Origin of the sequence: Hymenobacter mucosus, assembly GCF_900188255.1 — a bacterium.
In the GTDB taxonomy this organism is placed as follows: Bacteria; Bacteroidota; Bacteroidia; order Cytophagales; family Hymenobacteraceae; genus Hymenobacter; species Hymenobacter mucosus.
The window spans coordinates 13,192-38,175 of the sequence record NZ_FZNS01000009.1 but is presented as its reverse complement, the minus strand read 5'-3'; the positions used below and the strand labels follow the sequence as shown (position 1 = coordinate 38,175).

Below are 24,984 nucleotides of genomic sequence, written 5' to 3'. Positions count from 1 at the left end.
GTTATGCTGCGACATGCCCAGCACAACAGTCAAGAATATTAGTGATGCCGGACAAACTTTTCGCCGGGGCCTTGCAGCCAGGTTTCCCAGCGCTTGCGCCAGGGTGCCACGCTGCCACGGATGTACTTCTCCATGAGCAGCGAGGCTAGCGGAGCAGCTGAGCTGCCCCCAAAACCAGCGTTTTCGATGAAAACTACCACCGCAATCTTGGGGTCTTCGGCGGGCGCGAAGGCCGCAAAGGTCGCGTGGTCGTCGCCGTGGGGGTTTTGCACAGTACCGGTTTTACCCGCCACTGAAATTCCTACGTCCAGCAGGCTAGCGTTGCCGCCAGTGCCCCCCCTACCATCTACTACCCCCTGCATACCGGGAATGATTTCATCGAAGTGTATGGGGTCAACACCCACGGTATGCCGTACCCGGTACTGAGGCAGTGGCCCACCCGCACCAATCCCCTTCACAAAGTGAGGAGTATAGTACCAGCCGCGGTTAGCAATGGTGGCCATGATGTTGGCCATTTGCAAGCCCGTAATACCGATTTCACCCTGCCCGATACTGAGCGAGTATACCGTGCGGAAATTCCAGCGGTGGTAGCCATTGCGCTTATCGTAAAAGTCCGGTGAGGGAATTAGGCCTTTCTTTTCCTGTGACAAGTCTACTCCTAGCTTTTCGCCCAAGCCAAACTTCATTACCTGCCGCCGCCACTCACCCAGGCCCAGGCGAGCATCCTCGAAGCGGTTGGCCGAGCGCCCCCGCATGACGGCAGTCCGCATTACCTGATAGAAGTACGGGTTGCAGCTGTTCTTAATGGCAATACCCACATTGCTGGGGTACTCGTGGCGGTGGGTGCAGCGCACTAGCTTCCAGTTGCAGGGGAAGCCGGTTTGTGGCGTTACAACCCCCATTTGCAAGGCTACTAGCTCATTTACCAGCTTAAAGGTAGAGCCGGGCGGATAGGTCGCCATTAGGGGGCGGTTAAACAGGGGCCGCTCGGTGTTATTGAGCAGGTCCATGTAGCGGTTGCCCATGCCCTTGCCCGACAGGGTGGCGGGCTCAAACATCGGCGCCGACACAAAGGCCAGAATTTCGCCCGTTTTGGGGTCTAGGGCTACTACTGAGCCCCGCTTGCCTTGCATGAGCATTTCGGCGTAGGCCTGCAAGTCGGAGTCGATGCTCAGATGGAGGTCTTGGCCAGCCACCGATAGCGTATCAAACTCTCCGCCCCGGAACGCGCCTTTCTCGATGCCCCGCACGTTCACCATGCGATACTGCACCCCCCGACGGCCCATCAATTCCTTCTCGTAATACGACTCAAGACCCGTGATGCCGAGGAAGTCGCCAGGGTTGTACTTGGAGAACTTAGGCTTCTCCAGAAAAGCCGGCGTGATGGCGCCCACGTAGCCCAGGGCGTGCGCAAGGTTTTTGGTGTTGTAGGAGCGCGCCATGTGAGCCTTCACACTAAAGCCCGGAAAGTCAATCAGGTTGTCTTGAATAGCGGCTAGCTCCGGCGTGCTGAGGTTAGACACCAACGGCGAAGCCTTGACCCGGCTGAACGCTTTAGCTGCCTTGAGGCCCGCGCGCAAGTCTTCCAGGGATAACTGAATCAACTCACAAAACCGAAGGGTATCTAGCTTCTTCACTTCCCGGGGCGTCACCATCAGGTCGTACACCGGAGTATTCTGCACCAGAATCTGACCCTTCCGGTCGTAAATGAGTCCGCGGTAGGGCACCTGCACAATTCGCTGCAGCGTGTTGCGGTCGGCGGCTAGCTTGTAGCTGCCATCCATGACTTGGATGTAGAAAAGGCGCGCGGCAAACACCAGCGCCACTGCCAAGAAGATGGCTTGGACGACGTATTTACGGCCTTCGAGGTATTGCAAGGTGGTGTAATCTGAAGAGTAGGCACTTATGGCACGCAGGCCAGAACAGCAAAGATACTAGCAGCAGACCGGGAAACAGTAAACGGCTGAGCGTGACAACGGCAGCGCCTCCTAGCTTCGCTCCTGCCCACGCCTGAGCTTGCGGCCAAGAACAACCAACTGAGGCCTACTTGTTCCGCCAGTATATACCGCATGCTGCCTCCTCTCCCACCCTACCATCCACAAGTGTAAGATTTCCTCTACCGATTCCGGCGCCGCGTAGGAAAGAACACCAGCTGAATAATCAGCAGCACTAAACTGGTATACAGCGTACTAACAATAATCTTGACCAGAGTAAGGCCAAATACGTGAAAGCTGCCTAGCTCGAGTAGAAAGAAAGCGGTGTGGTGCAAAGATGTAAGCAGCAGCAGATACACAATAACCCACTGCCCTCCCATTTGATGGATGTTTACTGAATCTTGCGCGTCGTATCCATCGCGTGGGGTAAGCAGGCGTAGCACCCACGGGCGCGCATAGGCGAGCAGCACCGCGGCGGCGGCGTGCACGCCCCCCGTATCAAAGAATACGTCCATGGTGAAGCCTAAGCCAAACCCCAGCAGCAGCTGCACCACAATGGGCGTCCCGATGGGTAGGAACAGCAGAAACCCCAGGTAGAAATAGCACCACCCCAGGTTGAACAGCACGAAGTCGGGTCCACTAACGAGCAGCACGTAGAAGGCCACGTAAAACACGAAGCGCAACACTTGCAGCAGCAGAGAACCTAGTGTGCTCATGGCTATTCGTCGGTATCGGGTTTAACGCCAGCGCGTATTTCCAGTGAGTCGCGCTCAGCTTTTACCCGGCTATTGACCACGTACACGTACGACAGGCGGGAGAAGTCCACGGCTAGCCGTACCTGCACCGTCCAGAAGTTCTTGTCGCTCTCCCGCGTGAAGGAGTCGATGGTACCGATGAGCACCCCGGACGGATACACCGCGTTGTACCCGGATGTAACTACTGTGTCGCCCCGCACCAGCTTGTTTTGGCGGGGCACATCGTCGAGCAGAACGTGGGTAGGATCATCGTTTTGCCAGCGGATGGTGCCCACCGTTCCGTCCCGAACAATCTGAGCCGAAATCTTGGTACCCGAATGCAGCACCGAGGTAGCCGTGGCATAATGCTCACTTACCACCAGTATCCGCCCTACTACTCCCGCCGCCGATACAACCCCCATTTGGGGCTTTACCCCATCAATACTTCCCACGTTCAGGGTGATGAAGTTGTCCACCTTGCGCAAGGGGGCGCTTACTACCCGAGCCGGAATAAGAGGGTAGTCTGGGTCGCGGGCGGGCAGCTGGCGCAGCCCCAGCAGCAAGGAATCGGGGCGGCCCAAACGGGCCAAGCGGGCTTGGGTGAGGCTGTCGCGGCTCACGGGCAAGGAATCGGCTTCGCGGCGGCTCAGGTCGGGCTGGTAAAACTGCTGGCGCAACATGGCGTTTTCCTTTACCAACTCGTGGTTTAGCTCTACCAGCCGGAAGTAATCAGTGATGCGCGTGCGGAAATCCAGCACCTGTCCGACGTAGGTGTTGGCCGAGTTAAAGAAGGCCGCCCGTTGGTAGGAGCTGTTTTTGACCAGTAGGTATAAGCTCAATACCTCCAGCAGCGCAAACACGAGGATACCCCGGTAGCGAAACAGAAAGGCAAAGAGGTTTCTCACGAATGGTCAGGTGGCAGAAGGATGAGAAGGAAGAAGTGAGAAGGAAGAGTTGCGGAGCAGCCCCGTACGGGCCGTTCTCCAACGTCTTGCTTCTCACTTCTTACGTCCTGGTACTAGAGAAGCTTAGGTCAGCAGTACGCCGCGGAAGCCTTGGATATTTTTGATGGCGGCACCGGTGCCGCGCACTACGGCGCGCAACGGGTCCTCGGCAATGTGAATGGGCAGCTTGGTTTTAACAGCCAGCCGCTTGTCGAGCCCACGCAGTAACGCGCCGCCGCCGGTCAGATGAATACCATTCTCGTAGATATCGGCCGATAGCTCGGGTGGCGAAATCTCCAGCGCCTTCAGAACGGCTTCCTCAATTTTGGCTACTGACTTATCTAGAGCAATAGCAATTTCAGATGAGGTCACCTTAATAACTTTCGGAATACCGGTCATCAGGTCGCGGCCGCGAACCTCAAAGTCGGCAGGGGGCACTTCCAGCTCAGTGAGGGCGGCGCCTACCTCTATCTTAATGCGTTCGGCGCTTCGCTCTCCAATCAGGAGGTTGTGCTGGCGGCGCATGTAATCCAGAATGTCTTGGTTGAACACGTCGCCCGCCGTCTTAATCGACTGGTCGCAAACAATACCCGACAGGGCGATTACCGCAATTTCGGTGGTGCCACCGCCGATGTCAATAATCATGGAACCCACAGGTTGCTCCACATCGATGCCAATACCAATGGCCGCCGCCATAGGCTCCTGAATCATCCAAACCTCTTTGGCACCGGCGTGCTCAGCGGAGTCGCGCACGGCGCGCTTCTCTACTTCCGTGATGCCCGAGGGAATGCAGATGACCATGCGGTGCGAGGGCTGAAATAGTCGCGTCCGCGTGTCAATCATCTTAATCATTCCCTTGATCATCTCCTCTGCGGCGTGGAAATCAGCAATAACGCCGTCTTTCAGAGGACGAATGGTCTTAATGTTATCGTGGGTCTTTTCGTGCATTTGCTGCGCCTGCCGACCCACGGCAATTACTTTATTGGTGGTACGATCTTTCGCAATGATGCTCGGCTCATCCACCACAATCTTATCGTTGTGGATGATGAGGGTGTTAGCCGTGCCCAGGTCGATGGCAATGTCGCTGGTCAGAAAATTAAAGAAACCCATTGCGTAGCGGCAAGTGAATGAGAACGGGCCGATTGCACCCGTCAAAAGTGGGGCAAAAGTAAGCAAGTTTCAGCGAAGCCCGGCACGTCCGCATTCATATGTGCGGCGGAATGACCAGGCGTTGCTGCTTCCTACAATACAATCCAAAATTAGATCAAGCTACTCTAACGCGAATGTACGCGCTTCATTGCAACTCAACCGCAACAATTCTTTTAGCGCGCATTTGTACTCTTTCGCGAACAACAAAGCCCCGCTACTTCTAAGAAGTAGCGGGGCTTTGTTGTTCAGGTCCTTCAGCCGAGAATAGGTTCGGTGCTTTGCTCTTACCTACAATGGGTTAGTGCTTGAAGTGGCGTACCCCCGTGAGTACCATCGCCATGTTGCGCTGGTCGCAGGCGGCAATGCTGTCGGCGTCCTTAATAGAGCCGCCGGGCTGCACTACGGCCCGGATTCCGGCCTCGCCAGCAATTTCTACGCAGTCGGGGAAGGGGAAGAACGCGTCGGAAGCCATTACCGCACCCTGCAAGTCGAAACCGAAGCTGCGGGCCTTCTCAATAGCTTGGCGCAAAGCATCTACCCGCGAGGTTTGACCTACACCAGAGGCTAGCAGCTGCCCGGCGCGAGCCAGCACAATGGTATTGCTTTTGGTGTGCTTGCAGATTTTAAGCGCAAATTCCAGGGCGGCCACTTCCTCTTCCGTCGGGGCTGACTGGGTAACGGTGCGGAATTCGGCGGCCCCTTCAATTACGCGGTCAAAGTCCTGCTCGATTACCCCGTTGAGCAGCGTTTTCACTTGCTTGGCGGGGAACGTTACCGGCTTCTGACGAAGTAGGATGCGGTTTTTCTTGCTCTGCAGAATAGGTAATGCATCGGCAGCAAAGGAGGGAGCAATCAGCACTTCAAAGAATAGCTTGTTCAACTCCTCGGCCGTTGCCGCATCTACTTCTTGATTAACAATAATAACCCCACCGAATGCTGATACAGGGTCGCAGGCCAGGGCGTTGAGGTAAGCCTCCTGAAGCGTGGCCGCTTGTGCTACCCCACAAGCGTTGGTATGCTTGAGAATAGCGCAGGCCGCGGGGCCATTGGTAGCAAACTCTTGCATGAGCAACACGGCGGCGTCTACGTCCACTAGGTTGTTGTAGCTCAACTGCTTGCCGTGCAACTGGTCGAAGAGGGCAGTCAGATCACCGTAGAATGTGCCGGCTTGGTGGGGGTTTTCACCGTAGCGCAGCGGCGTGGCGGGCTTCTCGCTGAGCTTGAGGGCCGCGCCGCTCAACTCCGTACCCTGGGCCATGTACTGGAAAATCTGGGTATCGTAGTGAGAGGTAGCTTCGAAAGCAGCAGCGGCGTAGTGGCGTCGGTCCTCCAGGTCAGTAGCGCCGTTTTTCGTGGTCAGCAGCTCCGTCACGGCGGCGTACTGGTCGCGGCTGCTTACTACCAGCACGTCGCGGAAGTTCTTGGCGGCAGCGCGCAACAGGGAAATGCCGCCAATGTCAATTTTCTCGATAACGTCTTGCTCAGCCGCTCCCGAGGCCACTGTTTCCTCGAAAGGGTACAGGTCTACTACTACCAAGTCGATGGGGGGAATCTGGTGCTGCTCGGCTTCCTGCAAGTCGCCGGCTTCGTGGCGGCGGTGCAGGATTCCACCGAACACCTTCGGGTGCAAAGTTTTTACGCGGCCACCGAATACGGCAGGAAAGCCGGTCAGGCTCTCTACGGCTGTTACTTCGGCTCCTTGCTCCTCAATGAACTGCTGAGTGCCACCGGTGGAGTAAATAGTAACTCCGTGCTGCTTCAACAGCGCTACGAGGGGCTCCAAACGGTCCTTGTAATACACGGAAATGAGAGCGGAACGAATAGGCTGCGGCTGCATGGCAAACGGGCTTAGGTGAAATGTGAAACGCGCCGCGAAGGTAGGCACCCCCCCGGCGGCACCCCAATTCGGTATGTTACGGAATTGTTACGCCAACCTCTAGCGCTGAGCTACGTTGTGCTACGGAGGAGCTATTGCTACGCGGTACTATTCTTTATCGGTAACTGCTCTGGCGCTACGTAGCGGGTTCTCCGCTGGATAGCCTACCCATTGTTTTTCTACTCGATATTATGTCAGAGTTACTTACATCGGTTGTCGAATCTACTGGCCCACCTGCGGCCGATGATCAGCAAGCGGCACTTCCCAGCGGGCTACTATCCTCAGTAGGGGCGGCCGAAACAGCCGCGGCTGCACTAGCCCCTCGTCTTTTCGCCCAAGCCCCTCATTCCGATCAGCCGGGCGGCTTCCCCACCGCAGAGTTTGCCTGGCTACGGTCAGCGGGTTTGCTGGTGGCTCCGTTGCCGGTTAGCTTGGGCGGCGTAGGACTAGGCGCCCCCACACATACGCACACGCTGCTTAGCACCTTGCGCCACATAGGCCGGGGCAACTTGGCAGTAGGGCGGGTTTACGAAGGACACGTAAACGCCTTGCAGCTGTTACAGCGCTTTGGGCGGCCTGAACAAATAAGCCAATGGGCGGCCGATGCCCGAGCGGGCCACTTGTTCGGGGTTTGGAATACGGAAGCACAAGATGGAGTACACCTTGAGCCTCTGCCCAACGGCCGCTACCGCTTGCGCGGCAGCAAAACGTTTGCCTCCGGCGCAGGCCATGTCACGCGCCCGCTCCTGACGGGGGCCCTGCCAGATGGCAGCTGGCAGATGCTCATTCTACCTGCCGATGAGAAGCGCCCAACCCTAGATGGAAGCTTTTGGCGCCCTCTGGGTATGCAGGCTACGGCTAGCTTCCGCGTCGATTTTACGGGTCTGGAAATAGGTTCAGCAGAACTGCTTGGCCATCCCGGCGACTATTACCGCCAGCCGTGGTTTAGCGGCGGAGCCATTCGGTTTGCCGCTGTGCAGTTGGGTGGCGCCGAGGCTGTTTTTGATGAGACCCGCCGCTTCTTATGCGCCTTGCACCGCACCGACGACCCTTACCAACGCCAACGGCTGGGCGAAATGGCTTTGCTGACCGAAAGCGGAGGGCAATGGCTGCGGGCGGCAGCCGATTACGTAGCTCAACTCTCGGCCCCTACCGCCGAAGCTACCGTCGCTCACGCCAACATGGTACGCACCGCCATTGCCGAAATCTGCCAGCGCATACTGCCCTTGGCTGAGCAATGCGTAGGAGCACGCGGCCTCTTGAAGCCCGAACCTTTTGAACGCCTCCACCGCGACCTAACTCATTACCTGCGCCAGCCCGCGCCCGATGCTGCCCAAGCCGATGCAGGCCGCTTTGTGCTGCAACATTCCGCTCCCGCTTACTGCCTGTGGCATGACTAACCTGCCTTCCCCACCTGAACTCACCACCTACCCTACTCACCCACCTGGGGCTGCCACTGCGTTGGGTAGCACCTTGGTGCTCATTCCTCACCCCGATGATGAATCCTTGGGCTGCGGGGGGCTGCTCGCCCTATTGCGGCAAGCGAACCTGCCTGTGTGGTGCGTTTTGGTAAGCGACGGCACCATGTCCCACCCCAACTCGCAGAAGTTTTCAGCCTCCGCTCGCCAGCACCTGCGCGAGGAGGAGCTACGTGCGGCCCTGCGTGAGCTAGCGGTACCCACTGCTGATCTGCAGACACTAAAACTTCCCGACGGAGCCGTGCCAACACCTAAGGAGGCAGCTGGAGTTGCGGCCGTGGAAAAGCTGGTTGCCATTTTACAGCAGTACCAGCCTGATAGCGTGCTGGTGCCCTGGCGCCGCGACCCGCATCCCGACCACCGGGCTACTAGTGCGCTGGCACTAGCGGCGCTAGCTCACCTAACGCATCCCCCACGTATGGTGGAATACGTAGTATGGGCCTGGGAGCGTGCCTCCCCCACCGACTTACCTCAACCGGGCGAGGTGCAAGGCTGGCAGCTCGACATCAGCCCAGTGCTACGTCAAAAACAACGCGCCATTGCTTGCCACCGCTCCCAATTACCTGGAAGCCCCATCGACGACGACCCCGCCGGCTTCACGCTGGGGCCTAGTATGCTAGCGCATTTTTCTCAGCCCACAGAAGTATTCCTGGAAGCTTCTGGCGGCTAGCCCGCCTGACATGTATTGCTAAAGCACAGTATTGCTCTTCCTATTCAAATGCAGCCCAATCCCAACCAACCTAATACGCTCCCGCCCTCTTATTTCGACGAGGTATACCGGGCAAATGCCGACCCGTGGAACTTCGAGACCAGCCCGTATGAGCGGGAAAAATATGCTACCACAATAGGTGCTCTACCGCGTGACCACTACCCCCAAGCCTTTGAGATAGGCTGTTCTCTGGGAGTGCTCACGGAGCAGTTGGCACCCCGCTGTGGGCATTTATTAGCGGTAGATGTGGCGGCAGCAGCCCTGGAACAAGCCCGTCTGCGTTGCGCGCATCTTCCACACGTAGAGTTTCAGGAACTGCGGGTGCCGGAAGAGTTTCCAAGCCAGCAAGCCTTCGACCTGATCCTGGTATCAGAGGTAGGCTATTACTGGAGTCCCGAGGATCTGGCGCGCGCGGCTGATCAGGTACTTGCGGCGCTGCAACCAGGAGGCCATCTGTTATTGGTTCATTGGACGCCACGCGTACACGACTACCCGCTGACTGGTGACGACGTGCATACCTTCTTCCTAGAACTAGCTACTCCCGAGGGTGCACTACACCACCTTGGCGGGCAACGCCATGAACAGTATCGCCTGGATTTATTCTCGCGTATATAGGCTGAGCATCATATGCCGCCAGCAGCCGACGCAACTCTAGTAGGGCAGTACTCAGAGCCACCTGGGGCCAACGGCAGCTCCAGTCGTTCTGCTGTGCCCACCACTGCTGAACCCAGCTCCACAGGTGGCCAAAGGTGGTGCTCTTCCTAATTTGCCGCTGCAAGGCCCGTAGTGGCACCGCCACCGAGTGTGCTTCCTGTTGAAGTTGCTTAGACTTTAAGGTGCCGGTGGCGGCTTGCTCCCAAAGGCGTCGTAATCGGTTGCGTGCCTCCCATTCGGCGGCCAGACGGGCAGGGTTGTCTACCAGGGGCTCACATTGTTTTTGCTGCATTTCGGCCCACTGCCGCAGTTGCCACGACAAGCCCACCGCTACCCTGCCTTCCTGGCGGCTAGAGGTGTACACCCGCACGCGGGGACTATGGCGCAAGCGCAAATCGTGCTGCAGTAGGGCCTGGCAAAGAGCTTCATCCTCTAGGTACGGAACTACGGGCAGCCCTCCCACGCGGCGGTACGCCTCCGTGGTTAAGGCCAAACTAGCGCCAAAATGCTGGTGATGCCGGGGCCACGGGTCGGCCGCTACGGGGTCGAGCAGATGCTCTAGCCGGGCCCGGAGCAGGTAATAGGCCGCATCCTGCAACTGGTAGCGCCGCACAGGGCAAGCAGGCACCGACGAACCGGCCGTGAGAATACGCCCTCCGACGGCATCGGCCCCGGCGGCTAGCTCAGCCGCAGTAGCGGCTAGCCAATCGGGAGCCACGCGCGTATCAGCATCCGTGCTGGCAATGAATGCGCCCTTAGTACCCGCCCATTCTAGGCGGCGGCAGGCCTCATCCATCAGCAGGCGGCGGGCCTTGCCTACGTGAGCTTCGCCTGTTGGCAGACGCACCTCACCCACGTGTATAGCCAACTGCGGCCAGCGGATTGCAGCTTGGCGTACTACAGCTGCCGTGTTGTCGGTACAGTTGTTAGCCAGTACTAGCACTTCATAAAACCCAACGGGCAAGGGCTGGCCTTCCAGTGTAGTTTGGGCAGCCAATGCGGCCAAGGTGGCGGGCAAGTTTTCGGCCTCATCCTTGGCCGGAATAACAACAATAGCGCGCAGGCCTTCCGCTGGTGGAATTAGCACTTTCCATGCCTCGGCAGAACGTAGTGCAATGGCCGGCTTATACGGAATAGATAGGTGAGGAGAGAGTAGGAAATCCATCGAATTCTTCTACGCAGCAAGCTCCTCCGTGATGGTCTAAATAGGTTAGTAAATTCTGTTTTTATTGTTGAGGCTACACTAGTTCAGCTTACTAACCACATTGTCAACTTACTGGTTGTGTTTAAGTCCCTAGTATCTGCCAACAAGAAGTGCCCTCTTCTACGAATAGAAGAGGGCGCTTCTTGTTGATACGTCGTTGCTAAGTATGGACTAAAAAGCCTCGCCCACGGCGAAGATGATGCCGGAGTTTCCGCCAGAACCTACCCCATAATCGAGACGGATGTTGAGACGGTCGCGGCGGTTGAAGCGGAAACGTGCGCCTACGCCACCGGCTATTTTGGTGCCGTCAAACGAATAGTCAGAAAGCTTGTAGCCTACTTGGCCCAGGGCACCAAATACTACCCCATCGAAGCGCCAGAATAGTTTCTGTCGGATTTCGGCCTGCACCGTAGTAAACTGACGCTCACGGAAACGGGCTTCATAGATACCACGCATTAAGTAGGCGTTGTTGTACAACGACCCGCCCAGGGTAGCGCCCATCCCGCCCAACTCACGGAAAGGTACATTACCGGAATGGTACTGCCCCAGAAACTGAGCCGCGAAGATGGTGTTGTTTGAGCCGAACAAGGGGTTAAAGTGACGCGCATCCACCATGTAGCGAGTAAACTTGTAGTCGCTGCCGAGGAAGCTGCCATTGAACAGCATGTGCGCATCTACAAAGTTGCCGCTGTACGTAGCCAGCACGTTGTCGCGCCCATCGTAGAGCAGAGCCGGGCCAACGCCCGAACTGATGCCGCCGTTACGCTCCTGATTTGACAAACGGGTGTACACGTTGTCGTCGCCCCGTCCCATCTGGTCCTTCAGCTTCACGTCGCCCAAGTTGGTCAGGCGGTAGCGCACACCCAAAAACAGATTGGGAACTACCTTCGCCAGTACTTTTTCATCGAACACCCACAGTGGGTACTGGATGGTTACTTCGTCGCTCTTGCGGGTATCGTTGCCGCGGCCGTAGTAGCTGAAAGCCAGATCATAGTAGCTCAGCTCACCAGAAAAGTAAAACTTCTCTTCCGGCGTGAAAATGGTATGCGTAAGCTGAACCGTAGTTTGCTTTTTCTGCGAAATCCAGGCCACCAAGCGCGCATTCGATTTCCGAACAGTGGTATCCTGACCAAAGCGCCACACGGGCAAAACAGCAGCACCGCCAGCAAAGCCAGTTTCTTGCTGGTAGAAGGCAATGGGTACCGGAATGAAGCTCGGTTTATCAGGGTCACGAGCGCCTATCTTACGCGCTGTGGGCTGCACAGGGCGGCTCAGGCCCAAGGTAGGTCCGCCGGCAGCGGTGTTGGCAGACCCAGTAGTTACCTCAGCGCTGGTAGACGACGAGGCAGCGGCCGTATCGACGGTGGCAGTAGGTACGGCAACCCCAACCGAGGGCTGGGCAGCCGTGTCGGCAGTAACGGCCGATTGTGCAGTGGCAACGGATGCAGCCAGCGTGTTGAGTGCTAGCAGCGGGTAGAGGAAGCGCATACTGGATGGCTTGGGGTCAGAAGGTGAAAGAGAAGTATACGGGAATGCGTACCTGCATAAGGCGCAGCCCCGCAGTTCATTCGTTTACCCCCTAACGCAACAGTGTGCTCTGCGGTTTTACCCTGCTAGCAGCATAGAAAGTACCCCTGCCAACATCACCCATTTGCACCAGGCACTTAGGCGCGCAAAGTGCCGCCGTCGGTCGGCTCGGCGTAGGTAGTGTGCCAGCCCAAGCAATGGTAGCAAAACCAGCCCAAGTAGCCAAGTAGTTAGTAGCCAACGCTCCATAGCCGTGGTTCTGGCTAGCACACCGCCCACGAGCACTACCAAGCACAACAGGAAAAAACCGGCTACCCATTTGGTGCGCACCACCCCCCATACAATAGGTAGAGTATAGCAATCGTGCTGCGCGTCGCCGCGCATATCCTCTACATCTTTTACTATTTCGCGCACCATGGTGAGTAGTAACGCGGCCAGCGCGTACAGCCAAACCGACGTGACCCCGGTGCGCAACTGCAACTCCGGCAGCAGCACCAGCGCCGCCGTGAGCGTAGCAATGCTTAGGTTTCCTATCAGCGCTACTCGCTTAAACCGCGCCGAATAACCCCACAGTAGTAGTGCCGAGCCCAGATTTACTAACCCTAACAGCGGCGACAGTGCTCCGCTTACTAGTACACCCAGCCCAGATAATAAAATATGGGCTAGCATAGCATGGCGACGGTTGACGGCCCGCCCTACCACCAACCGGTCGGGCCGGTTAATAGCATCAATCTTCACATCGTAGTAGTCATTGATGATGTATCCTCCGGCCGCAATGCTCAGGGCAGCCAAGGCCAATAACCCAAACGAAGGAGCCAGAACAACCCGCCACGGTGCGCCAGGCAGAAGCAGTGAAGCGCGCTCCAGCAGCAGGCACAGGGCCATAATGAGCAGATTGGGCAGGCGAATAAGTTGCGCTAGTTGGCGCAAACGGCCAGGCTCGGCAGCAGGCGTTGGGTTCCGGTGAGCAGAAGAAGGCAAAGAAGCGGCTGACATGACAGGCTGCAAGAAACACGATATCGGCCGCACCGGACCCAAGTACCAGTAGGAATGAGGGAAACAAGAGCCCAACAGAAAGCCCTTTCCAGGACTGGAAAGGGCTTTGCTTGCTAGTTACTAAAACGTATAGATCTTATTCTACAGTTTCTTCACATTAACGGCATTCACGCCTTTGCGGCCTTCCTGCGTGTCAAATTCTACCCGGTCATTTTGCTGAACCTGGCCCCCGTTAAGGCCGGTAACATGAACGAAGAAATCTTCCTTCGTGCCGTCTTCTGTAATGAAGCCGTAGCCCTTCGACTCATTAAAGAATTTTACGGTTCCTGTTTTCATGAAAAAGAAAAAAAATAGGTTAGATGATGGTCGGGTAAATATAGATGGATTTTAGAAAAGCGCAACCCCAACCGTTTGGGTTGGGGTTGCCAGGGTTTCCTTTTAGGATGTAATCCGCCTAGTACAAGCCGCTGGTATTACCAAGTTTGCTGAGCGCGCAGCACGTCTTCAATCAACTCCCGCACGGCGCCATGGCCCCCAGGCAGCGTGGCATAATAGTTACTTATTTCCCGCACGTCGCGCGCGGCATCGGTTGGGCAGGCCGCCACGCCACAGCGGCGCATTACCTCAGCATCAGGCACATCGTCGCCCATGTAGGCAATGTGGGCGGGGTCGATGCGGTAGGTATTGATGTAGGCGTTGAAGATTTTCATCTTGTCATCTACCCCCAAGAAAATATCGTGCACGTCCAACGACTCTAGCCGTTTACGTACCCCCTCCTCTTCCCGTCCCGAGATGATAGCAATCCGGTAGCCTTTGCGCAGGGCGTACCGAATGGCGTACCCATCACGAATGTGAAAAGCACGGGCTTGCTCCCCGGAGTTTAGCGCCAACAGCGTACCATCCGTTAGTACGCCATCCACATCAAAAATAAACGCCTTGATACCGGTCAGGTCGGGCGCGGCATTCACAGTATTCATAGCCAGATAACTAGGCCCGCATTCATACACGGCCGCGGACCTAGCGCCGGGCCGGTTGTTTTATTGATTATCGCGCCACTCATACACCCACTTAGCCTGAATTTGCTCCAAGTGGCCTTCGTTGGACTGTTCGCGGGTGCCTTCAAAATTGGGCAAGCTCAGTACCCACTCTACCAAATCGGTAAAGCGAATGCGGTAGATCTTTGCTTCGTTAAAATCGTCGCCGAACTTCTCGTACAGGGCCATGGCAATATCCTCATGGTCGTTCCACTGCATGGGGGGTTCAAAGTGATTCATATCCGTCGTTGTGCTGGTTAGTAGGAAAGTGTGAAGGCGGCGTGGTTCGGTAGCACACGCGTGCGCCGCGCATCTAGGTAGCACGTGCTAACTAGATGCGCGGCGGCAACCCGTTAGTGGCCCAGGAATTCTTGTGGGGGAATAAGTACCACCACGTCCTGATTGCCCTGCACCACACACTGACAGCCCAGGCGGGAGTTGATACGCGGGTTTACGGCGCGGTCAATGAAGTCCTCCTCCTTATCACTGATTTCGGGCAGATCTTCTTCGCCTTTCTCAATGTATACATGGCAGGTACTGCACCCACATACTCCACCACAGTTGTGCTGGAGCTGGATGTCGTTGTTGAGGGCCACGTCCAGCACCGATTCGCCCTGGGCGGCCACGTGGGTCTGGTCGGGCTGGCCGTCCTGAAACTTAAAGGTAATATTGACGACTTTCACGAGTAGCGCGTTGAACGGGCAAAAATGCGGGCACGAAGGTACACACCCCCGTCCCGGAATCAAAGTAAGAGACCAGCTTGCTTGTTTTAACTTATTGCATGCTGTTTCTCTTGTATACTAGCAGTCAGATGCTTATAAATAGCCAACCACCCTGGCTGCTCGGCCAGCGCCTGCTCATGGCGGGCGAGTGTAGGAGCATCGTAGCGGGCGGCAGGACCGGTTTGCACCATGAAAGGCGGGTGTTCAAGAGCTTTTTCTACGGTTTCGCGCACCAGGGGAGCAAGCAGTTCAAAGGGTAGCTTATCTTCCGTGAGCAGCGCGTGACTAATACCGAGCAAGTGATTGGTAAAATTGCACGCAAACACTGCTCCTACATGCAAACGGAGGCGCTGAGCTGAGTCGACAAGCCGCACGTTGTGGCTGAGAGACTGCGCCAGCGTCAGCAGCGTAGCCTCCCCGGCTGCCTCGGCGGCTTCTACGCACAGCGGTACCTGCCCCCAATCTATCATCCGGCCTGGGCTGAAGGTTTGAATGGGATATACCACTCCACCTCGCACCTGTGGGCACGCAGAAAATACGCTGAGCGGCAAAGCGCCGGCCGTGTGGGCTACCAGGGCACCACTTGGGAACTGCATTGTGGTTAGCACTGCCGGTACCGCTGCATCGGGCACGGCTAGTATGTACACATCGGCGGCGGGAAGTGCTGCCGTGGCACCTGCGGTAGCCCCCGGTACTGTGGCAGCTAGGGCCTGGGCCGAGGCCAAAGAGCGACTCCAAATATGCGCCACATGATAGCCGGCGGCCAGTAAGGCCGGGGCCAAATGCTGGGCTACCCGGCCGGCGCCCAGCAGCACTACGCGTTTCGCAGCAGTTTTAGTTTCTTCCATAGCGCTCCACCTTTATTTAACCAACAAGGTACGGGCTTGTACATTTTCCGCCTGTAGAAATCAATTTTTAGAGGAAATTTAACAACTTGTTTAGCTAGGCTAACGTCCTTGCTACGTGTAGCTGCTAACTGCACTGTTGGTCATCCTTTTCAACTTCATTCAGAATATGTTAAACCTCTACACAAAGGCTGCTACCACGTGGCGCCAGTTGGCTTTGGGGGCTCTTGTGAGTCTTGGGGCCACAACCGCTCAAGCCCAGGTGTGGTCCGATATGCGACCCTATACCCGAACCATACCTACTAGGGTAACACCTGTTCAGCAGCGTGGCAATACGGCAAATAGAGTAAACGACCTCCCGTACCTTCAGACGTTCAGCCAAAACGTAAGCGGCACCTACACCGATTTAGGCACGAGTGGAACTGCCATTACAACTGCTAATACGGACGATGCTAACTCGGCTGCTCAGCCTATTGGGTTTTCGTTCGTGTTCAACGGTACGGTGTACACGCAGTTTGTGCTCAATACCAACGGCTTCATTAAACTGGGGTCTGCTGCGCCGGCTAGCGCCACCGATTTATTCCCGCTTTTCAATGAGGATGACCAAAACATTATAGCCGCTACCTCGGGCATCGACTTGACAGGTGCTGCCGATCAAACAGCTACCCCAACGGAATACCGAGTAGCTACTACGGGTACGGCTGGCAACCGCATTTGTACTATTCAGTTTGAGAATCTGCGCGATAAGCCCACTACGCGAACTACGTCAACTGTTCCGTCGCAGATGAACACGATGCAGTTTCAGATCCGGCTTTTTGAGGGTACTAATACGATAGAACTGGTGTATGGCACCTGGACATCCTCCGGCAACACACCTACTGCTCAATCATTCTATATCGGTTTAAAGGGATTATCAGCTGACCCAGTCGATTTAAATCTGACATATAAAGCGCCTAATCAACCTTGGAACACCACTATTTTTGAAAATACGATAACGCAAAATGGTACGGTGTTCTATCTACCACACTTGGTACAGAATACCCATTTACCTGATGCAGGCCGGACCTACCGGTTTGCGCTTCCTGACAATGATGTGAGCGTTGACGCAGTCTATACGCTAGGAGAAGCGCCACGGGCATTTGCTACGCCACATGTACCACAAGCTGTCATCTCTAATGCGGGCAATGCTACTCTCACTAACATCCCGGTAACGCTCGCGGTACGGGGACCAAACACGTTTACGGCCACACAAACTGTTGCTAGCCTAGCTCCTGGGGCTACTACCACGGTTACGTTTGCTGGCTATGCCCTCACTTCTACCGGCACCAACACACTGACGGTAACAGTGCCCGAGGACGACGTTACGTTAAACAATTCGGCTACTTACACCCAAGTGGTAACCTCTAACCACTTATCCTATATTGATACCACTGAAGCTTTCGCAGGCGGTGTCGGCGGAACAGGCGTTGATGGGATGCTAGCTGTTAAATACACCCTAACGCAGCCGACCACCCTCTACGAGGTAAGGCCAACCTTTGCGGGCGGCACTAGCACCAATACGGCTCCATACCAAGTTGTAGTGTTAGACGCCACCGGAGCCAATGGCACACCAGGTGCGGTACTCTACACCTCCCCCACGCAGAATCGGACGACGGCGGGGGGCACTGCAACGGTAGCCATTCCTAATATTGCCGTGAGCGGTTCGTTCTTTGTGGCTGTCAAGGAAACTTCTGCTTCGAATATCGGCCTAGCTGTACAAATAGAAGATCCTCAACGGCCAAATACCTTCTTCGCCAAGCTTTCTACTGGAGCCTGGATACCGCTGAATACCTCTAACCTCAACTTTGTGCGGTTGGCTATAGCCGCTAGTGTAGGCACTCCACAAACCTGTCAAACGCCGACGGCTACCGCAGTAACCAGCACTAATACCACAACGGCCGCTGTAAGTTTCACTGCTCCTACTGGTGCTACAGGCTACACAATCCTGTACGGTCCTGGTGGCTTCAACCCGGCTACTAGCGGTACTTCTGTAGTAGTTACGGGCTCTCCCGCCACCATCACCGGCTTGACGAGTGCTACCGTGTACCAGTTCTACATTCGCACCAACTGCAGTGCTACTAGCCAGAGCGATTTGGCCGGCCCATTCACGTTTACGACCCAGTGCCAACCCAGCATTGTAACCAGCTTCCCCTACTCCGAGAACTTCGATGGAGTAGCAAGCGGGTCAATACCTTGTGGCTATACGGTGCTCAACGTGAATAATGATGAAGAAACTTGGCAGAACCGCTCGAGCGTACCAACGGACACCGGTCCTATTTTCGTGGGCTCGTCTTCACCAAATGCCATGACCTACCTCTATAACGAGGACGGTACCACGGAGGCCGACGACTGGTTTTTCACGCCTGCTCTTTTCCTGCGTGCGGGTTCTCGCTATCAGCTTGCCTTCAAATACCGCAACAGTGGCGCCAACTACCCTGAAAAGCTGGAAGTGAAGTATGGCACGGCTGCAACGGTGGCTGGCCAAACCAATACGCTGTGGAACAACAGCAACATTGCTACTGCTACCGTTTTGACTGCTGATGCCAACAGCGCTACACCAGTAGCAGCTATTACGCCCGCCACTACCGGCAATTACTTCCTGGGCTTCCACGTATACAGCGCTGCCGACCAGTTTTTCCTGGCCGTTGACGACATCACTATCACGTCGGTATCTACTGGCGTTTCAGATGCGCTCGTGCAAGCCGTGACTGTATATCCTAATCCGTCAGCGGGGCAATTTACAGTGGATATACGCGGCGCCAACGCCCGGGCCGGACTTCAAGTAGAAGTTACGAACTTGGTGGGCCAGCGTGTATACACAGCCAACGTCCGCGACAACTTCGCCAACAAGCTGGATTTGTCGCGCTTAGCCAGTGGCATGTACATCCTGAAGGTGAAGTCGGGCAACGACTACATGATTCGCAACATTGCCGTGCAGAAGTAGGCGTTGTTACTTCATATAGGCCTCACAAAAACGGGCAGCTCTAGGAGCTGCCCGTTTTTGTTGCTACAGGATCATACCTGCAACCTGTCTAGCCAAGGTAAAACACCTGCATTGGTAAGCGGAATTACTGCGTTATCTGCCATTCGTGAGGATAGTACCAAGAGGCATGCTTCGCGTTCCACACTTGGCCATCACAAACAACGAGGCCCTAGTCAGACGACTAGGGCCTCGTTGTTTGTGCCGTAGTGATAGGCTTAACGCTTACGCAACTTGGCGCTTTTGCTGAATCGGGCGAGGCCGAGGAGCCTTCACAGCTTCTTCAGGAACGGGCAGCTCAGCTACATCTACGTCGCGGCGACGCTTGTACAGGGCCATACAGAAGCCGACAGCCATGAGCAGCGTACCGCTCCACAGGAGGTTGATGAAGGGCTTCTCTACTGCTTTCAGAATGATGTAGTCCTTTTGAGTGGTGCTCACACCAAAGGTGAACTTGCTGTTGGAAGGATCTACGTTGAGGAAAGTTAAACGCAAGCCTAGGTCCTCTACCTCGTCCGGTACTCGGCCGATCATGCGGTTGCGCACCACAAATACGGGGTGCACATGGTACTGCTTTTTCTCGCCGTATACCAAAAAGTCGCCTTGGATGGCTAAGTCACCCTTTGCCAGCCCTAACCCCGCCGTTTGGTGGGCAGGCTCTACCCCACGGAATACCGCGAAGTAATCGTTCAAGTAAATCGTGTCGCCCAGCGACAACACATGTTCCTTCACTTCGCTCCAGTCCTTCTCTTTATCGGGTGGAGGCACGGCGCTGATGTGGGAGTAGATGTCGTGGTCTAGGAACTTCTTGATGTCAGGAGAAGCCAATAGCCCCTCGCCCATTTCTTCGTTCACCTGCCCACGCGGATAAAGGGTGAACGTTTCTCCCGTTTCGCGGTGCTTATACTCTACTCGGTAATAAGTGTTCTCGGGCAATATGTCGACTGTGTCGCCAGCCTTGTAGTACACCTTATCGCCGCGCTTAATGTCAGCCCGAGCTAGCGCCTTATATTCGTCGGCCGTGCGGAATAGCAACTGCTTGTTTACGTAGCCAGGAACGCCAGGCGCATCAAAGTACTGCCCCGTGTAGCTTACTTCATACGGACCCATTTGGGCCTTATCGTTGCGCCACAGCAGCACGTTGTCGCGGTTGGTAGTCTCATCAAACTCACGCGAGTATAGCAAGCCCGAAACGTTCTGGCTGATAATGTTTGAGTAACCAGCCGATGCTAGAATGCCCAACAGCATCAGCGCAATGCCAATGTGGGCTATACCACCTCCGGAAAGACTAACCTTACGCTTCATAAGCGTGATGACCATGCTCAAGTTGGCTAGTACTCCGAACAGAGCCGTCGTAAGCAGTACAATGTACGTAATGCTCATTTTCAGACCGAAGTACTGAACCAGTAGGATAACCAGCGCAGCGCCAAGCAGCGTCAGAATGCCGGGCACGGTGAGCGAGCTAGTAAGCGACTCTTTGTTATTTTTCTGCCACCACATTATCTGGGCCAAGCCCGAGAAGAAGGCTACGCCGACTCCCATCCACAACTGGATTTTGGTGTAGTGCTGAATCTGATCGGCAGGCAAAGCCAGGTTAGACTTGATACCGATGAAGCCGAGGAAGGCATTGTACACCGGGATGCTGGTAGTGACCAGCACCTGGAACGCACCCAGGCATAGCACCGTGGCTCCCACAAATACCCACAGTTCTGAGTTGTAGGTCGTCAGCTCTTTCTCCGACACGGGGATAGTCTTCCAGCGCCATACGAGCAGCCCAATGGCTACTACCACAAAGGCGGCCAGGTAGATAATCAACTGGCCCGAGAGGCCTAGATCGGTGAAGGAGTGTACAGAAGCGTTGCCTAGTACCCCGCTACGCGTGAGGAAGGTAGCGTAGAGAACCAGCAGGAAAGTGGCAATAACCAGCACGAAGGACGTGCGCAAGGCCGTCCGGCTACGCTGCCATAGCACCAAACCGTGCAAAGATGCAACCAGGACTAACCATGGAATGTACACAGCATTTTCTACCGGGTCCCAGTTCCAGTACCCGCCAAAGTTCAGAGTTTCGTAGGCCCAGTAAGCACCCATCATAATGCCTACCCCTAGTACTAAGCCGCCCACCAGCGTCCAGCGCAAAGCGGGGCGCACCCACTTGGTGAACTCACCTTTCCAAAGACCGGCAATGGCGAAGGCAAAGGGCACCAGCGTTAAGGCAAAGCCTAGGAACAGCGTGGGTGGGTGAATTACCATCCAGTAGTTCTGCAGCAGGGCATTCAAGCCAGTGCCATCCTTCGGCACAAAGTCGGGATTGAGCTTGAATACAGGCAAATCCGTTAGGAAGTCGCGCAGCAGGATAAAGGGTGAAGAGCCAATCTTCACGCCACCTAGCACTACGCCCAGAATCATGGAAGTAAGGAAGAGTTGCACGCCGGCAAACACCGTCATGACGGGAGCTTCCCAACGGCGGTGGTAACGCATGATGCCAAAGCCCAAAAGCACCTGCCAGAATATCCAGAGTAAGAAGCTACCCTCCTGGCCTTCCCAGAAGCAGGATATCATGTACTCCACGGGTAAGTGGTTGCTGCTGTGGCTCCAAGCGTAGTAGTACTCGTAGCGGTGGCTGTGAATGATGGTGAACAGGCAGATGACTACCGAGAACACCGCCAAGCCGTGCACTATGAATGCTCCGCGGCCAATACGCAGCCAAGAGGCATCTGACTCGCCCAAGGGCTGGTTGCGTGCTGCCGCGTAGTAGGCATACGCCGCTACCGTGGCCGCTACGAAAGCCACGATGACACTAAAGTGCCCGGCGTCGCCGATAAATGTGTTCAACATGAGCTACTGCGTTGAAGAGGAAATACTAGCCTATGGTGTAGTACCAGACCAGTACAAACTTGTTTTTAGGGATTAGAGCGTCGCTGGGTAGCAAGGCGTTTCAGGCGGGCCCGATGGCCGCGTCGCTCCCAGCTTTGTTGTGCTTTCAGGGCACGCTTGGCAGCGGCCTCATTCATAGCCTGAGCACTGCTACGATCAGGTAGTAGCTGGCTGTAGGCGTACCATTGCTGTTGTACCAGGGCCGGCGCCCCAGTATCCGAGGCATCAGCTAGTACATGGTAGAGGTAACGGCCCGGTGCGGTGAGCGAGTCAGTCCAGGTATACTCAGTGGTGTTAGCGCCGTAAGTAGTGCGCGCCACCGGTACCGTAGCCATGGGCGCCGCCCGAAACTGGGCCGCTTCCCGTCGCAACACTCGAAACTGACGCGTAGCGCTGAGCGAGTCAGGCAGCGTCCAACGCAGAGTGAAGCGGCTGTTAGTGGCCGTTACTACCGTTGAAACAGGTGGTGGAGCTAGAGCAGGCACGCCCTGGGGCTTGTCGCTCACGGCCAGGGAAAACTGACAGAAATCTTTGAGGTAGCCGTCTACATCCAATAGGTAGGGCTGGCCCGCCTGCAAAGAGTCTAGCGTTATAAACACATCATCCTGACTACCCAGCGAGGTGCAGGAAAGCACCCGGTACGTAGCCGGCTGGCAGGGCTGCCCCGTAAGCACTACTAGCTGTACACCGCGCGTATCGCGGCATTTCTGCCCACCAATATTCACGTAGTAGCGGCCCGTTGTGCGCGGCGTAAACTCAAACCACTGGTCGTTGTGATACTCGATGCATTTGCCCGTCAGCTTTTCGTCCACGCAACGCCATTGCACTGTGCAGCCCGTGGTGTTCGAGGATATAGCCGCATTTAAGCGCAGCTGCTGTCGGTTTTCGATATCATCATTTGGTACTTGAGCCATGGCAGCCAAGGCACCAGGTAGAAGCATCAAGTGAGTTGCAGCTACGCGCAGCCCAAGGCGCTTAGGCGCTTTCCAGGCTCCGTATGTTGCTTGCTCACTCTTCATGCTAGCCTTAGTTGATAGAGGCGGTAGCGCCTTCGATGTCTTTCTCCACGTACTTCGATGGGCACTTCAGCAGAATCTTATCGGCCACGAAGATGTCGTTGCGCATGGCACCCGTAATCACTACCTGCTCCGATTTATCGAAATCCTGTGGCTTGGGATTAAAGTAGATTACGCGTTGCGCAATGCGGTTAGTGTCTACCAGCGTAAATGCGAAGTAGTTGGGGTCCTGTACAGGGTTGTATTCCAGCCCGAGGATGTTCTGCTGTCCATCACGGGGGAGGCGCCCTACTACGTGCACTTTGGTGAGGTTGCCATCGGCAGCCCGCTCCCGAGCTTCTCTAAATGACACGTACACGCTGGCATCTCCGGCGGCGCTCATGATGATGCCAATGGCCACGGCAATAACCGCAATGGCAAGGATGTGTGCTTTTTTCATGTGGGGTGCAACAGGCGGCTCCTACTGGTAGCCGATAATCGAAACAACAAAGTCAGCGGCAAAGGTCCGCATGAATCATGAATTTGTGAAGCAAGAAGGCCCTTTCCTAGGGGGTAGAACCAACTTCGTTTAGCCTAGTCGCGCACTTCCTTTTCGAGGCGGGTTAGCTTACGGTCCAGGGAAGCCAAGAAGAACAGCAACCCTGCCAGTACCACCGTAATGACAGCCACCACCACGTAAATTTTGCCGTTGAGGCGAAGAGAATCGGCCATTTCAGGCTCGTTGGCTGCGGCCGTTTGGGCGGCTACGTGTAGCACTGGTAGCAGCAGGGCCATCAGCAGCAATAGCGCCGGACGAAGCTTACGCAAGCTGTTTTTCATACACTTTCAGTTTGAGCAGGGAAAGACGGCTGGCTACTTGTGCCAGCCAGAAGGCCAGCAGCGTCCAACCAATGACTGCGGGGTAAAAGACCAAGCGCATGTTGCTATCAAGGTCATATTTTGCAAAAGCGGGGTTGCCTCCCGCCCCTGGGTGCAAAGAGTCCGTCAGGCGGGGCAGAATATAAAAGAGCGGCATTGCCGTGGCAAAAGCGAAGATGTTGTAGATGGCAGATATACGGGCCCGCTGCTGCTCATCAGTAAAGGACGAGCGCAACACCAGATAGGCACCGTAAATCAGCATGGCAATGGCGGCCCCATTGAGTTTGGGGTCGTTGGTCCACCAAGCGCCCCAGGTGTAGCGCGCCCAGATGCTACCCGTTGCCAAACCTACCAACCCCATCAGAATGCCCGTGCGAGCCGCCTCGTGCGACAGAATATCCAGTTCGGGCGTAGGTGTGCGCAGATAACGAATGGAGTAGTAAACTGAGGCAAACAGAATGAAGGTCATCCCGAACCACATGGGCACGTGGAAGTACAGGTTGCGGATGCTCTCATTCAGAATGGCCAAGCGCGGCACGGGCATCAGCAGCCCTGCTACTGCCACGTACAGGAGCAGTACCACGCACAGGGCTTTCCACCAATTTTTAGACATGAGCACAGAGAAGAAATGAGTAAACCAAGGCCCCCTCTTTTGGGCCGTCGAGCGGGAAACAACTTGCGCGGGGGCTTAGTGCTACGAAATGCGCTATTGGCGCCTCAGTGCTTACAAACCGGCTTAGCTTCTCCATAGGAAGGGAAACAGGAGGTAAGAAACAGCCGCAACTATCATGTTTAGGGCTACTAGTGTTAGCAGGGAGCTTTGGCTGGCTTCAAACTCCAGCCCATCAAGTGCATTTTTAGATACTTTGATTAACAGCAGCAGCATAGGTACCATCAGCGGGAAGCCTAGCACGGCCATCAGCGTGCTACTATTGGTAGCCTTAGCCGCAATGCCTGATACTAGCGTTAGTGTGCTGGCAAACCCCACTGCCCCGAGTACTACATTGCCCACGAAGAGCGGAGTGTTTTGCACGGGATTTCCGAGCACAATGGCATAAAGCGCAAAGCCTATCAATGCTAACCCCAGCAATAGCAGGGCATTGTAGCCAATTTTAGCCAGAATAACAGCTTGGGGCCGCACCACCGTATAGTAGTACAACATGCGGCCGCGGCTTTCTTGCAGGAAGCCTTTCGCCACCGCGTTTACGGCTGAGAACAGCAGGACAATCCAGAATAGCGCATTCCAGGCCGGGGCCGGAAGTTGTCCGCCGCGTAGGGAGAAGCTGAGGTAGCATACAAACACAGTGCTGCCCACGTACAGCAGCATCCCATTCAGGGCCGCGCGCTGCCGCCATTCCAGACGGAAGTCCTTCTGTATCAACACCCAGATTTCGCTCAGTAGCGTCACGGC

23 protein-coding genes are annotated in these 24,984 nt (G+C 55.7%); 4 read left to right on the top strand and 19 right to left on the bottom strand.

Annotated elements, in window-relative coordinates; all coding sequences use genetic code 11:
• Positions 1 to 38: 38 nt before the first annotated feature.
• The 5 genes from mrdA to purH all read right to left on the bottom strand — a co-directional run bounded on the left by mrdA (position 39) and on the right by purH (position 6,598).
• The gene (mrdA, locus tag CHB83_RS17925; RefSeq protein WP_045689774.1) at positions 39 to 1,877 is read right to left on the bottom strand and encodes a penicillin-binding protein 2; all 1,839 of its coding nucleotides are present in this window, start codon (positions 1,875 to 1,877) and stop codon (positions 39 to 41) included.
• Between the two features lie 239 nt (positions 1,878 to 2,116).
• On the bottom strand, positions 2,117 to 2,650 hold the full coding sequence (locus CHB83_RS17920; RefSeq protein WP_045689773.1) for a hypothetical protein: 534 nt from the start codon (positions 2,648 to 2,650) through the stop codon (positions 2,117 to 2,119).
• A gap of 2 nt (positions 2,651 to 2,652) precedes the next feature.
• Positions 2,653 to 3,573 carry a rod shape-determining protein MreC gene (gene mreC, locus CHB83_RS17915; protein WP_045689772.1) on the bottom strand — a complete coding sequence of 307 codons (921 nt, stop codon included), beginning with the start codon at positions 3,571 to 3,573 and terminating at the stop codon, positions 2,653 to 2,655.
• Positions 3,574 to 3,696: 123 nt separating this feature from the next.
• Entirely contained in the window at positions 3,697 to 4,722 is a 1,026-nt protein-coding gene (locus tag CHB83_RS17910) for a rod shape-determining protein (RefSeq protein ID WP_045689771.1), read from the bottom strand.
• A 337-nt stretch (positions 4,723 to 5,059) separates the two neighbouring features.
• Complete coding sequence (gene purH, locus CHB83_RS17905) at positions 5,060 to 6,598, bottom strand: bifunctional phosphoribosylaminoimidazolecarboxamide formyltransferase/IMP cyclohydrolase (protein ID WP_055562206.1); 1,539 nt, start codon at positions 6,596 to 6,598, stop codon at positions 5,060 to 5,062.
• A 230-nt stretch (positions 6,599 to 6,828) separates the two neighbouring features.
• On the opposite strand from purH, the gene CHB83_RS17900 reads away from it, so the two are divergent.
• Genes CHB83_RS17900 through CHB83_RS17890 form a run of 3 tightly spaced genes read left to right on the top strand, consistent with a single transcriptional unit; the run spans position 6,829 to position 9,439 of the window.
• A complete protein-coding gene (locus CHB83_RS17900; RefSeq protein ID WP_089333611.1) occupies positions 6,829 to 8,037 on the top strand; it encodes an acyl-CoA dehydrogenase family protein in 1,209 nt (402 codons plus the stop codon).
• Complete coding sequence (locus CHB83_RS17895) at positions 8,030 to 8,785, top strand: PIG-L deacetylase family protein (protein ID WP_089333610.1); 756 nt, start codon at positions 8,030 to 8,032, stop codon at positions 8,783 to 8,785. Before CHB83_RS17900 ends, CHB83_RS17895 begins: the two co-directional genes overlap by 8 nt.
• Before the next feature lie 48 nt (positions 8,786 to 8,833).
• Positions 8,834 to 9,439: an SAM-dependent methyltransferase gene (locus CHB83_RS17890; RefSeq protein WP_089333609.1), complete on the top strand. Its 606-nt coding sequence runs from the start codon at positions 8,834 to 8,836 to the stop codon at positions 9,437 to 9,439.
• On the opposite strand, the gene CHB83_RS17885 is transcribed toward CHB83_RS17890, so the two are convergent.
• The 8 genes from CHB83_RS17885 to CHB83_RS17850 form a co-directional block, all read right to left on the bottom strand.
• Positions 9,360 to 10,643, bottom strand: coding sequence for a glycosyltransferase (locus CHB83_RS17885; RefSeq protein WP_089333608.1), 1,284 nt, complete (start codon positions 10,641 to 10,643; stop codon positions 9,360 to 9,362). The two genes, CHB83_RS17890 and CHB83_RS17885, sit on opposite strands and share 80 nt — an antisense overlap.
• Before the next feature lie 210 nt (positions 10,644 to 10,853).
• Positions 10,854 to 12,170 carry a BamA/TamA family outer membrane protein gene (locus CHB83_RS17880; protein WP_089333607.1) on the bottom strand — a complete coding sequence of 439 codons (1,317 nt, stop codon included), beginning with the start codon at positions 12,168 to 12,170 and terminating at the stop codon, positions 10,854 to 10,856.
• Between the two features lie 117 nt (positions 12,171 to 12,287).
• Positions 12,288 to 13,205, bottom strand: a complete 918-nt coding sequence (locus CHB83_RS17875) for a geranylgeranylglycerol-phosphate geranylgeranyltransferase (RefSeq protein WP_089333606.1) — start codon at positions 13,203 to 13,205, stop codon at positions 12,288 to 12,290.
• A gap of 141 nt (positions 13,206 to 13,346) precedes the next feature.
• On the bottom strand, positions 13,347 to 13,541 hold the full coding sequence (locus CHB83_RS17870) for a cold-shock protein (protein ID WP_045690194.1): 195 nt from the start codon (positions 13,539 to 13,541) through the stop codon (positions 13,347 to 13,349).
• Between the two features lie 137 nt (positions 13,542 to 13,678).
• Positions 13,679 to 14,182, bottom strand: coding sequence for a KdsC family phosphatase (locus CHB83_RS17865; protein ID WP_045690195.1), 504 nt, complete (start codon positions 14,180 to 14,182; stop codon positions 13,679 to 13,681).
• Between the two features lie 60 nt (positions 14,183 to 14,242).
• Positions 14,243 to 14,479, bottom strand: coding sequence for a Fe-S cluster assembly protein IscX (iscX, locus tag CHB83_RS17860; protein WP_045690196.1), 237 nt, complete (start codon positions 14,477 to 14,479; stop codon positions 14,243 to 14,245).
• A gap of 113 nt (positions 14,480 to 14,592) precedes the next feature.
• Positions 14,593 to 14,922 carry a 2Fe-2S iron-sulfur cluster-binding protein gene (locus tag CHB83_RS17855; RefSeq protein ID WP_055562208.1) on the bottom strand — a complete coding sequence of 110 codons (330 nt, stop codon included), beginning with the start codon at positions 14,920 to 14,922 and terminating at the stop codon, positions 14,593 to 14,595.
• 86 nt (positions 14,923 to 15,008) lie between these two features.
• Positions 15,009 to 15,809 (bottom strand): Rossmann-like and DUF2520 domain-containing protein, encoded by an 801-nt coding sequence (locus tag CHB83_RS17850; RefSeq protein WP_089333605.1) that lies wholly within the window; start codon positions 15,807 to 15,809, stop codon positions 15,009 to 15,011.
• Positions 15,810 to 15,975: 166 nt separating this feature from the next.
• Here CHB83_RS17850 and CHB83_RS17845 point away from each other — a divergent pair, with 166 nt between their 5' ends.
• Complete coding sequence (locus tag CHB83_RS17845; RefSeq protein WP_143437183.1) at positions 15,976 to 18,789, top strand: T9SS type A sorting domain-containing protein; 2,814 nt, start codon at positions 15,976 to 15,978, stop codon at positions 18,787 to 18,789.
• 261 nt (positions 18,790 to 19,050) lie between these two features.
• On the opposite strand, the gene ccsA is transcribed toward CHB83_RS17845, so the two are convergent.
• From ccsA to CHB83_RS17815, 6 genes are all read right to left on the bottom strand, one after another.
• The gene (gene ccsA / locus CHB83_RS17840) at positions 19,051 to 21,660 is read right to left on the bottom strand and encodes a cytochrome c biogenesis protein CcsA (protein WP_089333603.1); all 2,610 of its coding nucleotides are present in this window, start codon (positions 21,658 to 21,660) and stop codon (positions 19,051 to 19,053) included.
• A gap of 65 nt (positions 21,661 to 21,725) precedes the next feature.
• Positions 21,726 to 22,613 carry a hypothetical protein gene (locus CHB83_RS17835; RefSeq protein ID WP_143437182.1) on the bottom strand — a complete coding sequence of 296 codons (888 nt, stop codon included), beginning with the start codon at positions 22,611 to 22,613 and terminating at the stop codon, positions 21,726 to 21,728.
• Between the two features lie 112 nt (positions 22,614 to 22,725).
• On the bottom strand, positions 22,726 to 23,154 hold the full coding sequence (locus tag CHB83_RS17830) for a cytochrome c maturation protein CcmE domain-containing protein (RefSeq protein ID WP_045690036.1): 429 nt from the start codon (positions 23,152 to 23,154) through the stop codon (positions 22,726 to 22,728).
• A gap of 134 nt (positions 23,155 to 23,288) precedes the next feature.
• Entirely contained in the window at positions 23,289 to 23,534 is a 246-nt protein-coding gene (locus CHB83_RS17825) for a CcmD family protein (RefSeq protein ID WP_245855382.1), read from the bottom strand.
• Positions 23,515 to 24,186 (bottom strand): cytochrome c biogenesis protein, encoded by a 672-nt coding sequence (locus tag CHB83_RS17820; protein WP_055562210.1) that lies wholly within the window; start codon positions 24,184 to 24,186, stop codon positions 23,515 to 23,517. The genes CHB83_RS17825 and CHB83_RS17820 overlap by 20 nt, the downstream gene beginning before the upstream one ends.
• A 123-nt stretch (positions 24,187 to 24,309) precedes the next feature.
• Entirely contained in the window at positions 24,310 to 24,951 is a 642-nt protein-coding gene (locus tag CHB83_RS17815; protein WP_045689268.1) for a heme exporter protein CcmB, read from the bottom strand.
• Positions 24,952 to 24,984 lie beyond the last annotated feature (33 nt).

Coding starts and splice junctions, on each gene's coding strand:
- CHB83_RS17820 (WP_055562210.1), bottom strand. CDS start 24,186: ATGTCTAAAAATTGGTGGAAAGCCCTGTGCGTGGTACTGCTCCTGTAC.
- CHB83_RS17865 (WP_045690195.1), bottom strand. CDS start 14,182: ATGAATACTGTGAATGCCGCGCCCGACCTGACCGGTATCAAGGCGTTT.
- CHB83_RS17875 (WP_089333606.1), bottom strand. CDS start 13,205: ATGTCAGCCGCTTCTTTGCCTTCTTCTGCTCACCGGAACCCAACGCCT.
- CHB83_RS17910 (WP_045689771.1), bottom strand. CDS start 4,722: ATGGGTTTCTTTAATTTTCTGACCAGCGACATTGCCATCGACCTGGGC.
- iscX (WP_045690196.1), bottom strand. CDS start 14,479: ATGAATCACTTTGAACCCCCCATGCAGTGGAACGACCATGAGGATATT.
- ccsA (WP_089333603.1), bottom strand. CDS start 21,660: ATGTTGAACACATTTATCGGCGACGCCGGGCACTTTAGTGTCATCGTG.
- CHB83_RS17920 (WP_045689773.1), bottom strand. CDS start 2,650: ATGAGCACACTAGGTTCTCTGCTGCTGCAAGTGTTGCGCTTCGTGTTT.
- CHB83_RS17870 (WP_045690194.1), bottom strand. CDS start 13,541: ATGAAAACAGGAACCGTAAAATTCTTTAATGAGTCGAAGGGCTACGGC.
- CHB83_RS17850 (WP_089333605.1), bottom strand. CDS start 15,809: ATGGAAGAAACTAAAACTGCTGCGAAACGCGTAGTGCTGCTGGGCGCC.
- CHB83_RS17830 (WP_045690036.1), bottom strand. CDS start 23,154: ATGAAAAAAGCACACATCCTTGCCATTGCGGTTATTGCCGTGGCCATT.
- CHB83_RS17900 (WP_089333611.1), top strand. CDS start 6,829: ATGTCAGAGTTACTTACATCGGTTGTCGAATCTACTGGCCCACCTGCG.
- CHB83_RS17885 (WP_089333608.1), bottom strand. CDS start 10,643: ATGGATTTCCTACTCTCTCCTCACCTATCTATTCCGTATAAGCCGGCC.
- CHB83_RS17835 (WP_143437182.1), bottom strand. CDS start 22,613: ATGGCTCAAGTACCAAATGATGATATCGAAAACCGACAGCAGCTGCGC.
- CHB83_RS17890 (WP_089333609.1), top strand. CDS start 8,834: ATGCAGCCCAATCCCAACCAACCTAATACGCTCCCGCCCTCTTATTTC.
- CHB83_RS17825 (WP_245855382.1), bottom strand. CDS start 23,534: ATGAAAAACAGCTTGCGTAAGCTTCGTCCGGCGCTATTGCTGCTGATG.
- CHB83_RS17895 (WP_089333610.1), top strand. CDS start 8,030: ATGACTAACCTGCCTTCCCCACCTGAACTCACCACCTACCCTACTCAC.
- purH (WP_055562206.1), bottom strand. CDS start 6,598: ATGCAGCCGCAGCCTATTCGTTCCGCTCTCATTTCCGTGTATTACAAG.
- CHB83_RS17880 (WP_089333607.1), bottom strand. CDS start 12,170: ATGCGCTTCCTCTACCCGCTGCTAGCACTCAACACGCTGGCTGCATCC.
- CHB83_RS17845 (WP_143437183.1), top strand. CDS start 15,976: ATGTTAAACCTCTACACAAAGGCTGCTACCACGTGGCGCCAGTTGGCT.